At 72.5% G+C, this 10,302-nt stretch carries 12 protein-coding genes; 9 read left to right on the top strand and 3 right to left on the bottom strand.

Annotation, left to right across the window (positions count from 1 at the left end):
- Positions 1-81 precede the first annotated feature (81 nt).
- Both AA75_RS29610 and AA75_RS29605 read left to right on the top strand, forming a co-directional pair.
- A complete protein-coding gene (locus AA75_RS29610; RefSeq protein ID WP_051813693.1) occupies positions 82-588 on the top strand; it encodes a hypothetical protein in 507 nt (168 codons plus the stop codon).
- 120 nt (positions 589-708) lie between these two features.
- On the top strand, positions 709-1,239 hold the full coding sequence (locus AA75_RS29605; RefSeq protein WP_033823367.1) for a hypothetical protein: 531 nt from the start codon (positions 709-711) through the stop codon (positions 1,237-1,239).
- 35 nt (positions 1,240-1,274) lie between these two features.
- Here AA75_RS29605 and AA75_RS29600 read toward each other — a convergent pair whose 3' ends face one another.
- Together AA75_RS29600 and AA75_RS29595 are read right to left on the bottom strand one after the other, a co-directional pair.
- Positions 1,275-1,637: a hypothetical protein gene (locus AA75_RS29600; protein WP_033823366.1), complete on the bottom strand. Its 363-nt coding sequence runs from the start codon at positions 1,635-1,637 to the stop codon at positions 1,275-1,277.
- A gap of 128 nt (positions 1,638-1,765) precedes the next feature.
- On the bottom strand, positions 1,766-2,254 hold the full coding sequence (locus tag AA75_RS29595; RefSeq protein WP_033823365.1) for a hypothetical protein: 489 nt from the start codon (positions 2,252-2,254) through the stop codon (positions 1,766-1,768).
- Positions 2,255-2,731: 477 nt separating this feature from the next.
- Here AA75_RS29595 and hemL point away from each other — a divergent pair, with 477 nt between their 5' ends.
- The 7 genes from hemL to AA75_RS29560 all read left to right on the top strand — a co-directional run bounded on the left by hemL (position 2,732) and on the right by AA75_RS29560 (position 9,929).
- Positions 2,732-4,078 carry a glutamate-1-semialdehyde 2,1-aminomutase gene (gene hemL / locus AA75_RS29590; RefSeq protein WP_033823364.1) on the top strand — a complete coding sequence of 449 codons (1,347 nt, stop codon included), beginning with the start codon at positions 2,732-2,734 and terminating at the stop codon, positions 4,076-4,078.
- A gap of 98 nt (positions 4,079-4,176) precedes the next feature.
- Positions 4,177-4,827, top strand: coding sequence for a histidine phosphatase family protein (locus AA75_RS29585; protein WP_051813695.1), 651 nt, complete (start codon positions 4,177-4,179; stop codon positions 4,825-4,827).
- A gap of 141 nt (positions 4,828-4,968) precedes the next feature.
- Complete coding sequence (locus AA75_RS29580; protein ID WP_033823362.1) at positions 4,969-5,565, top strand: TlpA disulfide reductase family protein; 597 nt, start codon at positions 4,969-4,971, stop codon at positions 5,563-5,565.
- A gap of 8 nt (positions 5,566-5,573) precedes the next feature.
- A complete protein-coding gene (locus AA75_RS29575; protein WP_033823368.1) occupies positions 5,574-6,338 on the top strand; it encodes a cytochrome c biogenesis CcdA family protein in 765 nt (254 codons plus the stop codon).
- 2 nt (positions 6,339-6,340) lie between these two features.
- Positions 6,341-8,122: a cytochrome c biogenesis protein ResB gene (locus AA75_RS29570; protein WP_033823361.1), complete on the top strand. Its 1,782-nt coding sequence runs from the start codon at positions 6,341-6,343 to the stop codon at positions 8,120-8,122.
- Positions 8,123-8,125: 3 nt separating this feature from the next.
- The gene (gene ccsB / locus AA75_RS29565) at positions 8,126-9,259 is read left to right on the top strand and encodes a c-type cytochrome biogenesis protein CcsB (RefSeq protein WP_033823360.1); all 1,134 of its coding nucleotides are present in this window, start codon (positions 8,126-8,128) and stop codon (positions 9,257-9,259) included.
- Positions 9,260-9,491: 232 nt separating this feature from the next.
- On the top strand, positions 9,492-9,929 hold the full coding sequence (locus tag AA75_RS29560; RefSeq protein WP_033823359.1) for a hypothetical protein: 438 nt from the start codon (positions 9,492-9,494) through the stop codon (positions 9,927-9,929).
- Between the two features lie 36 nt (positions 9,930-9,965).
- Here AA75_RS29560 and AA75_RS29555 read toward each other — a convergent pair whose 3' ends face one another.
- Complete coding sequence (locus AA75_RS29555) at positions 9,966-10,175, bottom strand: acyl-CoA carboxylase epsilon subunit (protein ID WP_033823358.1); 210 nt, start codon at positions 10,173-10,175, stop codon at positions 9,966-9,968.
- Positions 10,176-10,302: the final 127 nt, after the last annotated feature.

The raw sequence follows: 10,302 nt of genomic DNA, 5'->3' as shown, positions 1-10,302 counted from the left end.
CCGGTGCCCCTCAAGATCGGAACGACAACAGCCACTAAGGTCTGGCGACACCGCCTGTCCAGCTGACCATGAGGAACGACGTTGACGACCCCGCCGACCCCGCCCGCCGCCGACACCCCCGCCGACACCGACCAGCCGAAGCCCGAGGGCCGGCCGGCACCGCAGGACGGGGTCCAGGCCGACGGGCAGCCGACGGCCGCCCAGCCCGAGCCGCAGCCGTACGCCGCGTACCCGCCGCTCGGCCACCACCAGCCCGAGGTGCCGAAGAAGAAGGGCCTGAAGTCCGCCCTGATCGGCGTGGTCGCCGTCGTCGTGGCCGCGGGGCTCGCGCTGTTCGCCGCGGCCTACTTCATGAAGGACCAGCCGGCGAGCGCCAAGGCCGGCGACTGCGTCCACAACTCCGGGTCCGACACCAAGCCCGACGTGAAGGTCGTGGACTGCAAGTCGGCCAACGCCGACCTCAAGGTCCTCAAGGTGGTGCACAGCTCCAACGAGCAGGAGTGCGACACCGAGGACGGCGTGGAGTTCACCTACACCGAGGAGCGCCGGAGCAGCATATTCATCCTCTGCCTCGGCAAGAACGGCTGAACCGCACGCCGTACCGGTGACGCCGCAGCGCCCCCGCCCGCCCGGCGGGGGCGCCACGGCCCGGCCGGCCGACGGTGGAAATCCGTGGCGCCGCGTCCGGCGGCGCAGTTGAATGCCCGGATGCAGAACGACATCTGGGCCGCGCTGCCCGACGAGGCCCGGTCCGCGGTGGACGCCCTGGTGCGCCGGGACCGGCGGATCCACGCGGTGCAGGTGATCCGCGAGGCCTTCGCACAGGGCGCCAAGCCGGGCCTGACCGAGGCGCTCGACGTGGTGGTGGAGCGCTACCGGGCGCTGGAGCAGCCGCTGTTCACCTCGACCCCGCCGCTCGACCTCGAGAAGCTGGCGGCTGCGGTGGCGGCGCTGCCGGTGCGGCCCGACGCGATCGAGGCGCTCTGGGACGGTGACACCGACGGCTGGTTCGTCGTCCTGTTCGCGGTGACGGCCGCTCCCCGGCGGCAGTTCGAACTCGCGGTCAGCCGGCTCGGCACCGACCTGCGGCTGTTCGACGGCGAGGCCCCGCCGTGGCCGGAGGCCGTGGAGGCGCGCGAAGTGGGCGGGGCGCTGGCCCGGCAGCTGGACGTGCCGTTCGCCTTCGCCTCCCCCGAGCGGCCCGACGACACGGCACCCCGCTGGTGGGACGGCCGCTGACGGCGTCCCGGTGCGTCACCGCGCGGCCGACGCCCTCACAGGTCGACGATCTCCGCCGCGAACACGGTGCCCAGCGGCTCCGGACCGATGTACTGCTGGCAGTTGCACCGCCGGGCCTCGTACTGCAGCGGCTTGCGCTCGGCGTCCCAGGCGGTCGGGGCCTCGACCATCTCGTGGCACTTGCCCTGCCGGTCGTGCTTGGCGAGATGGTGGGTGCAGCCGCAGACCGGCTCCGGCGGCCGGCTCGCCGCGTCCAGCGCCAGCTGCCGGCGCTCGGCGGCCAGGTGCAGCTCCAGCTTCCGCTTGTGGCGGGTCTTCAGCGCGCTCCGGACGTTCTCACTGATCCAGCCCCCGCCGAAGATCACACCCGGTATCAGCATCCATGCCCAGCCACCCATGCCACGACTCCCCCCGCCGATCGTCCCCCTCAGCTTAGGGCCGGACACCGGGCCGGGGGAGGGCCGGGGCCCGGCGGGACCCGCAGCGCGACGGCTGACGGGACCTCAGCGGGTGCCGGGCCCGGCGGTCAGGGCCAGACCAGGCAGTACAGCTGGTGGCCGGCCTCGTGCAGGCGGTTGGCGAAGTCCTGCCACTCGTGCAGCATCTGGTAGATCACGAAGGCGTCCCGCGGCCCGCGCCGGTCCGGCACCGTGGACCAGATGAAGGCGGCGGCGCCGAGTTCCATCTCGTCGGCCTGGCGCAGCGGCTCGACCACGGTCTGCGGCAGCTGGACCACCGCGTAGTCGGGGTGCAGCACGACCAGCTCCAGCGGCGGCACCTGGTGCAGCGGCACGCCCTGGATGCCGGTGAGCACCATGGCGCTCATCGTCTCCGGTTTGATCTTGGTGGAGAGGTGGCCGTTGGGCGAGCCGCTGGTCTCCATCAGGTCGCCGAGGCGCCCCAGTGAGCCGAGCTCGCCCGCGTCCAGACCGAGCCCGCCCGGTCCGAGGGCGGTGGGGACTCTGGCGGCGGTGGCCCGGTCGGGCGCGCCGAAGTACTTGTAGGTGACCCCCACTCTGCCCTCACCCCGCCTTCCCCTGCCCGCTCCCGTTCCCCCGCCCGCGGCTCGGGCGGACCTGTGGGAACCACCCACGGCCTCGTCGGAGCCGTCCTGCGCCTCGGACACTCGGACCATCCTCACCGGAATTCGCCGGAATCGACAGACCCCCACACGCTCGGTGTCCCTCCGAACGTGCCCTTTACCCGTCTCGCGCTGCCGTACACGGCCGGACCGCTCGGTCCGTCCGCACCGCCCGGCCGTCAGGCCGACCCGGCCCGGCGGCTTCACCGGGCGCGGCGGCCCCGCGGGGAGGCCGGCAGACCCCGGCGGTCCGCAGTGGAGGCCGGTAGTACGGATAACCGTACCTCTGGTCGGGCCCGCCGGGCGGCGGCAGTACCCGGATCATCGTTCCAGATGATCGGCTCCGACATGCAGAGGTCAAGGACACGATTTGAGAGCATGTCCGGGTAACCCGACCTGAGGACGCAGTCGATGAGCGAGCCGATGAACGAACCGAAGCGCTACCCGTACGAAGCCCCCCAGTCCCAGTCGCTGTTCGAGCGGGCCGCCGAGGTCACGCCCGGAGGCGTGAACTCGCCGGTGCGCGCGTTCAAGGCGGTGGGCGGAACCCCGCGGTTCATGGTGTCCGGCAGCGGGCCGTACCTGACCGACGCGGACGGCCGCGACTACGTCGACCTGGTGTGTTCCTGGGGTCCGATGATCCTCGGGCACGCCCACCCGGCGGTGGTCGAGGCCGTCCGGGAGGCGGTCGCCCGCGGCACCTCGTTCGGCACGCCCGGCCAGGGCGAGGTGGAGCTGGCGGAGGAGATCGTCGCCCGGATCGCCCCGGTCGAGCAGGTCCGGCTGGTGTCCAGCGGCACCGAGGCGACCATGTCGGCGATCCGGCTGGCCCGCGGCTTCACCGGTCGGGCCAAGATCGTCAAGTTCGCGGGCTGTTACCACGGTCACGTGGACGCGCTGCTCGCCGCCGCCGGTTCCGGGGTGGCGACCCTCGGTCTGCCCGACACCCCCGGGGTGACCGGTGCGCAGGCCGGCGACACCATCGTGCTGCCGTACAACGACCTGGAGGCGGTGCGGCAGGCCTTCGCCGCGCACCCCGGCCAGATCGCCTGCGTGATCACCGAGGCCTCGCCCGGCAACATGGGCGTGGTCCCGCCGCTGCCCGGCTTCAACCGGGGACTGGCGGAGCTGTGCCGCGCCGACGGCGCCCTGTTCGTCTCCGACGAGGTGATGACCGGCTTCCGCGTCTCGAAGGCCGGCTGGTACGGCCTGGAGGCGGCGCACGAGGGCTGGGCCCCCGACCTGCTGACCTTCGGCAAGGTGATGGGCGGCGGCTTCCCGGCGGCGGCCTTCGGCGGCCGGGCCGACGTGATGGCGTACCTCGCCCCGGCGGGCCCGGTCTACCAGGCGGGCACCCTGTCCGGTAACCCGATCGCCACCGCGGCCGGCCTCGCCCAGCTGCGCGGCTGCACCGACGAGGTGTACGCGACCGTCGACCGGGTGTCGGCCGAGATCTCCGGCCTGGTGTCCGCCGCGCTCAGCAAGGAGGGCGTGACGCACCGGCTGCAGACCGCGGGGAACATGTTCTCGGTCTTCTTCACCGACGAGCAGGTCACCAACTACGACGAGGCCCGGCGCCAGCAGGCGTTCCGCTTCAACGGCTTCTTCCACTCGATGCTGAGCCAGGGCGTCTACCTGCCGCCGTCCGCGTTCGAGTCGTGGTTCGTCTCGGCCGCGCACGACGAGCGGGCGCTCGAGCGGATCGCCGCCGCCCTGCCGGCCGCCGCCCGCGCGGCCGCCGAGGCCCAGCCGGTCTGAGGCCCGTCCGTCCCGGGCACGCCGCCCGCCGCCCGACGCAAGCACCCGAAGCACCGAGGAGAGCAGTGAGCGCCAAAGAGACCACCGTCGTCCACCTGATGCGGCACGGCGAGGTGCACAACCCGGAGGGCGTGCTGTACGGCCGCCTGCCGGGCTACCACCTCTCGGACCTGGGCCGGCAGATGGCCGACCGGGTCGCCGAGCACCTGGCCGGCCGGGACATCACCCACGTGGTGGCCTCGTCGCTGGAGCGGGCCCAGGAGACGGCCACCCCGATCGCCAAGGTCCACGGCCTGGACGTGGCCGTCGACGACGGTCTGATCGAGGCGGAGAACATCTTCCAGGGCAAGACCTTCGGCGTCGGCGACGGCTCGCTGAAGAACCCGGCCTACTGGCGCTACCTCACCAACCCGTTCAAGCCCTCCTGGGGCGAGCCGTACCTCGACCAGGTGGTGCGGATGATGGGCGCGCTGGCCAAGGCCAGGGACGCGGCGCGCGGGCACGAGGCGGTCTGCGTCAGCCACCAGCTGCCGATCTGGGTGGTCCGCTCGTTCGCCGAGCGCCGCCGGCTGTGGCACGACCCGCGCAACCGGCAGTGCTCGCTCGCCTCGCTGACCAGCTTCACGTACGAGGACGACCGGATCGTCTCGATCGGCTACCGCGAGCCCGCCCGCGACCTGCTCCCGGCCCACCTGGTCGGCAAGGGCCGCAAGGGCGACAAGCCGGTCGGCAAGAGCTTCGGGGCGTAGGTCACACCCGGGCCGCCGAAGTGAAGGCGAAATGACCGCTCTAAACGGATCATAAGCATAAGAACCGCAGCTCAGAGGGGGTCCGGTGGACAATGCCGGACCCCCCTGAACCGCCCCGGAGTCCCATGCGAAACTTTTCACATGTCTGGGACGCACCCCCGCCGCCTCCGCCTCGCCGCCACCCTCGGCGCGGCCGCCCTGCTGGCCGTGGCCGGCTGCAGCTCCACCGGGAGCAGCAGCGAAGGCCAGGCCGGCTTCATCGCCGGCAAGGGCGGCATCGACACCGCCGTGGCCTCCGCGCGCCGCACCGCCCCGGACATCTCCGGCGTCGGCCTGGACGGCGGCAACCTGAAACTCTCCGACTACCGCGGCAAGGTCGTGGTGCTCAACATCTGGGGTTCCTGGTGCGGCCCCTGCCGGGCCGAGGCGAAGAACCTCCAGGAGGTCCACCAGGCCCACCAGGGCGACGGCGTGCAGTTCCTCGGCATCAACACCCGGGACACCGACCCGGCCAACGCGGTCCGCTTCGAGCAGGAGAAGGGCATCACCTTCCCCAGCATCTACGACCCGGCCGGCACCGAGATCCTGAAGTTCCCCAAGGGCACCCTCAACCCCTCGGCCATCCCCACCACCATCGTGGTCGACCGCCAGGGCCGGCTGGCCGCCCGCTCGCTGCACCCGCTCACCACCGAGGACCTCGAGGCGATGCTGAAGCCGGTCCTCGCGGAGCAGCAGTGACCACCGGGCTGCTCGCCGCCGCGTACACCAACGAGACGGTCACCAGCGGCGCCCTGCTGCTCGCCGCCCCGATCGCGCTGGCGGCCGGGCTGATCTCGTTCTTCTCCCCCTGCGTGCTGCCGCTGCTGCCCGGCTACCTGAGCTACGTCACCGGCTTCTCGGCCGCCGACCTGGCCTCGGCGAAGGGCGGCCGGCGCGGCCGGATGCTGCTCGGCGTGGGCCTGTTCGTGCTCGGCTTCAGCGTGGTGTTCATCTCGATGGGCGCGCTGTTCGGTCACTTCGGCCAGAACCTGAAGGACCACCAGCGGGCGATCGACGTGGTGCTCGGGGTGCTGACCGTGCTGATGGGCCTGGCCTTCATGGGGCTGGTGCCCGGCTTCGCCCTGCGCGAGCTGCGGCTGCACCACCGGCCGGCCGTGGGGCTGGCCGGGGCACCGCTGCTCGGCCTGGTCTTCGGCGTGGGCTGGACGCCGTGCCTGGGCCCGACCCTCTCCTCGATCCAGGTGCTCTCCTTCAACCAGGCCAGTGCGGGGCGCGGCGCCTTCCTGACGGCGGTCTACTGCCTCGGGCTGGGCGTACCGTTCATCCTGGCCGCCCTGGCCTTCCGCCGGGCCCTGGGGGCCTTCGGCTGGGTCAAGAACCACTACCAGCTGGTGATGCGGATCGGCGGCGGCATGCTCGTCGTGGTCGGCGTGCTGCTGGTGACCGGCGCCTGGGACACCCTGGTGAACCAGCTTCAGTACGCCACCGGCGACTTCTCGATCGGAATCTGACCGTGAGCGACACCCGCACGGGGCACCGTACGCCCGCCGACGAGACGGCGGAGCAGGCCGCGGAGCGGCTCAGCAGCGCCCCGGCCGAGCCCGGTGAGGGGGACGGCCCCGGCGCCGGCCCGGCCGGCCTGGGCGCCCTCGGCTGGGCCCGCTGGACCTGGCGCCAGCTGACCTCCATGCGGGTCGCGCTGATCCTGCTGTTCCTGCTCTCGCTGGCCGCCATCCCCGGCTCGCTGATCCCGCAGAACAGCCAGAACGCCTTCAAGGTGCAGACCTGGAAGGCGGCGCACCAGGGCATCGCCCCGCTGTACGACAAGCTGCAGCTGTTCGACGTGTACAGCTCGGTCTGGTTCTCCTCGATCTACATCCTGCTGTTCGTCTCGCTGGCCGGCTGCATCGTGCCCCGCACCTGGCAGTTCGTCGGCGTGCTGCGCGCGGCGCCCCCGGCGGCCCCGCGCAACCTCGCCCGGATGCCGGTGTACGCGGCCTGGCACACCGACGCCGACGCCGAGTCGGTCAACGCGGCCGGGCACCGGCTGCTGCGCCGGCGCGGCTTCCGGGCCCACCGCTCCGGCACCGGTCCGGTGGCCGCGGAGAAGGGCTACCTGCGCGAGGTCGGCAACCTGCTCTTCCACTTCTCGCTGTTCGCGCTGCTGGCCGGGTTCGCCTGGGCCTCGCTGGCCAGCGGCCAGGGCGGCAAGCTGCTGGTCGAGGGCCAGGGCTACTCCAACACCACGACCCAGCTGGACGACTTCACCGGCTCCTGGGCCTACACCGCGGACGACCTGGACGCCTTCGGCTTCAACCTGGACAGCTTCAGCGCCCGCTACCAGACCAGCGGCGACCAGGTCGGCAGCGCCCGGGACTTCACCGCGCACATCCGGTACTGGAACGGCACCGACAGCAGCAAGCTGACCAACGGCACCATCCAGGTCAACCACCCGCTGGAGATCGGCAGCAGCAAGGTCTTCCTGATCGGCCACGGCTTCGCGCCGGTGGTGACGGTCCGCAACGCGAAGAACGAGATCGTCTACCGCGGGCCGACGCCCTTCCTGCCGCAGGACTCCAACGCCACCTCCACCGGCGTGATCAAGGTCAGCGACTACGGCACCGGGCCCGACGGCACCAAGACCATGCTGGGCTTCAACGGCTACTTCCTGCCCACCGCCCCGGAGAACTTCGAGAAGACCGGCCCGGTCTCGCTCTTCCCCGACGCGGCCGACCCGATGCTGGTGCTGACCGCCTACCAGGGCGACCTGGGCACCGACACCGGCAACCCGCAGAACGTGTACCAGCTCGACACCAAGCACATGACCCAGCTGAAGCAGGACGGCGACATCGCCCGCGCCCGCCTCAAGCCGGGCCAGGCCTGGGAGCTCCCGGACGGCTACGGCACCGTCACCTTCGAGGGCTACCAGCAGTGGGCCAGCTTCAACATCTCGCACCGGCCCGGCAACGCCGTCGCGCTGACCGGCGCGGTCTGCGCCATCCTCGGCCTGATCGGCTCGCTGTTCGTGCAGCGCCGCCGGATCTGGGTCCGGGCCACCACGGGACCGGACGGCCGCACCCTGGTCGAGGTGGCCGGCCTCGCCCGCAGCGAGTCCGCCCGTACCGCGGAGGAGCTGGCGGAGTTCGCCGTCGACCTCCAGGAAAGCGCCCCCGCACTGGACGATGACGACCCGGCCGGCGATCCGGCCGGGACCCCGCCCGGCGGCCCGCCCGCCGGCCCCACCGACGACCCCGCGGACCCCGCAGCCCCCGCCGACCCGGACTCCAAGGAGTAGACGGTGCATCTCGCCTCGGTCGACCCCCAGCTGGCCGACCTCTCCAACAAGCTCATCTACTCGGCCATGGCCGTGTACACCCTGGCCATGCTGGCCCACCTGGTCGAGTGGACCTTCGGCAGCAAGGGCGCGGTCGCGCTGCGCTCCGCCGAGCAGTCCAGCCTGGCCGAGACGGTCGCGGCCGCGGACGAGGGCGGCAAGGCCGTCCGCAAGGTGACCGTGAAGGTCGCCACCGCGAGCGGCGGCACCGCCACCCTGACCCGCACCGCGCTGGCCGACGCCGGCGCCACCGTGGTGACCAGCGGCCGCGGCGAGGACGAGGCCCCGGACGGCCCGGGCGCCGCCGGCACCAGCGAGAAGGGCGACCTGGCGGGCCGGATCGCGATCTCGCTGACCGTCCTCGGCGCGCTGCTGCACGCCGGCGGGGTGCTCTCCCGCGGCCTGTCGGTGATGCGCTGGCCCTGGGGCAACATGTACGAGTTCTCGTGCGCCTTCGCCCTCACCATGGTGCTCGCCTACCTGGGCCTGCTGGCCGCGAAGAAGAACGCCCGCTGGCTCGGCCTGCCGGTGATCCTCGCCGCGCTGGTCACCCTCGGCGTGGCGGTCACCAACCTCTACACCGACTCCGAGCAGCTGGTCCCGGCCCTGCACTCGTACTGGCTGGGGATCCACGTCTCCACCGCGATCATCTGCGGCGGCGCGCTCTACGCCGGCTTCGTCACCACCGCGCTGTTCGTCGGCAAGGACGCGTACGAGCGCCGGGTGGCGGCCGGCCTGCCCGGCGGCCCGCTGCGGATCCCGGTGACGGTCTGGCAGCGGCTGCCCGCCGCCTCGACCCTGGACAAGCTGTCCTACCGGATCAACGCCTTCGTCTTCCCGCTGTGGACCTTCACCATCATCGCGGGCGCGATCTGGGCCGAGTCGGCCTGGGGCAAGTACTGGGAGTGGGACCCGAAGGAGACCTGGTCGTTCATCACCTGGGTCGCCTACGCCGCCTACCTGCACGCCCGGGCGACCGCCGGCTGGCGCGGCCGCAAGGCCGCCTACCTGGCCCTGCTGGCCTTCGCGTGCTGGCTGTTCAACTACTACGGGGTCAACATCTTCGTCACCGGCAAGCACTCCTACGCCGGGGTCTGACCGCTCGCACCGGTGCCGAGCGGGGTCCCCGGACCCCGCCCGGTGCCGGCCGGGCGAGTACGCGGTGAACAGCCGCAGAACAAGATGTCGTACACGGATCAAGACTGAGGAACCGTCACCTCGGTCGTTATCAGGACGTGCTCCGGCGCCGAGTTTGCCGCCCTTCCACGGGTGGCAGACCGAGGCGGGGCACGTACCGGATCGTTCGAGCAGCCGCGAGGAGGGCCGCGCCATGGAGAGCGACGAGGTCATGCTGACCGTACGGATCACCGCCGCGGAGAGGGCTCTGCTCCGCAGACTGGCGCAGGGCCATCGCAGCGACGTCTCCGAGGTGGTCGCCGACGGTCTGCTGGACGTCCTGCCGACGCTGCACTGCAGCGCGGACGCACACCGGCTGCTGGCGGCGCTGACCGCCCCGGCGCCGTGCGCGCAGACGGTCTGGCTGCCGGCCGCGCTGGCCGACCTGCTGGTCCCGGCCGCGGCCCGGATCGCCCAGGTGACCGGCGCGCCGCTGTGCCCGGCGGCACCGCCGGCCTGGCGCCTGGGCGGTGCCCCGAGCGCCATGCTCGGCGCCGCCGTACGGCTCTGGCTGACCCAGGACCCGCAGCGCCTCGCGGACAACCTCAGCGTGATGCACGAAGGCCGCCCGACCGCCCTGGTGGCGGCCTGAGCGGCCTGCGAGGCCCGTGGTGACGGGCGGGGGTGGTCAGGCGGCCTGCTGCCAGCTGACGGGGGAGTAGTACGCCGGGCGGCGCTCCAGGCGCTGCCAGTTGGCGATCGGCTCGACGGCGCGGGCCGCCGCGGCCTGCTGGCCGGCCGCGGCGCGGGCCAGCAGCACGGCGGTCAGGGCGGCCAGCTCCTCGTCGTTCAGCGAGCCGCGGACGATGCGGACAAGAGGTTCGGCGCTGCTGCTCATGGTCCTGGTTTCTCCCCCGGTTCGGATGCTGACGGCTGGTGGCGTGCGGTGCTGCGCGTGCGGTGCGGTGTGCCGCCCGGCTACATCGGCGGGTTGCCGTGCTTGCGGCTGGGCAGGTCGGCGTGCT

Origin of the sequence: Kitasatospora sp. MBT63, assembly GCF_000710465.2 — a bacterium.
In the GTDB taxonomy this organism is placed as follows: domain Bacteria; phylum Actinomycetota; class Actinomycetes; order Streptomycetales; family Streptomycetaceae; genus Kitasatospora.
This window is presented reverse-complemented; position numbering and strand designations above follow the sequence as displayed.

Excerpts from the sequence above, each read along its gene's own strand:
- AA75_RS29605 (WP_033823367.1), top strand. The coding sequence starts at position 709 with ATGCAGAACGACATCTGGGCCGCGCTGCCCGACGAGGCCCGGTCCGCG.
- AA75_RS29600 (WP_033823366.1), bottom strand. The coding sequence starts at position 1,637 with ATGGGTGGCTGGGCATGGATGCTGATACCGGGTGTGATCTTCGGCGGG.
- hemL (WP_033823364.1), top strand. The coding sequence starts at position 2,732 with ATGAGCGAGCCGATGAACGAACCGAAGCGCTACCCGTACGAAGCCCCC.
- AA75_RS29585 (WP_051813695.1), top strand. The coding sequence starts at position 4,177 with ATGCGGCACGGCGAGGTGCACAACCCGGAGGGCGTGCTGTACGGCCGC.
- AA75_RS29580 (WP_033823362.1), top strand. The coding sequence starts at position 4,969 with ATGTCTGGGACGCACCCCCGCCGCCTCCGCCTCGCCGCCACCCTCGGC.
- AA75_RS29560 (WP_033823359.1), top strand. The coding sequence starts at position 9,492 with ATGGAGAGCGACGAGGTCATGCTGACCGTACGGATCACCGCCGCGGAG.
- AA75_RS29555 (WP_033823358.1), bottom strand. The coding sequence starts at position 10,175 with ATGAGCAGCAGCGCCGAACCTCTTGTCCGCATCGTCCGCGGCTCGCTG.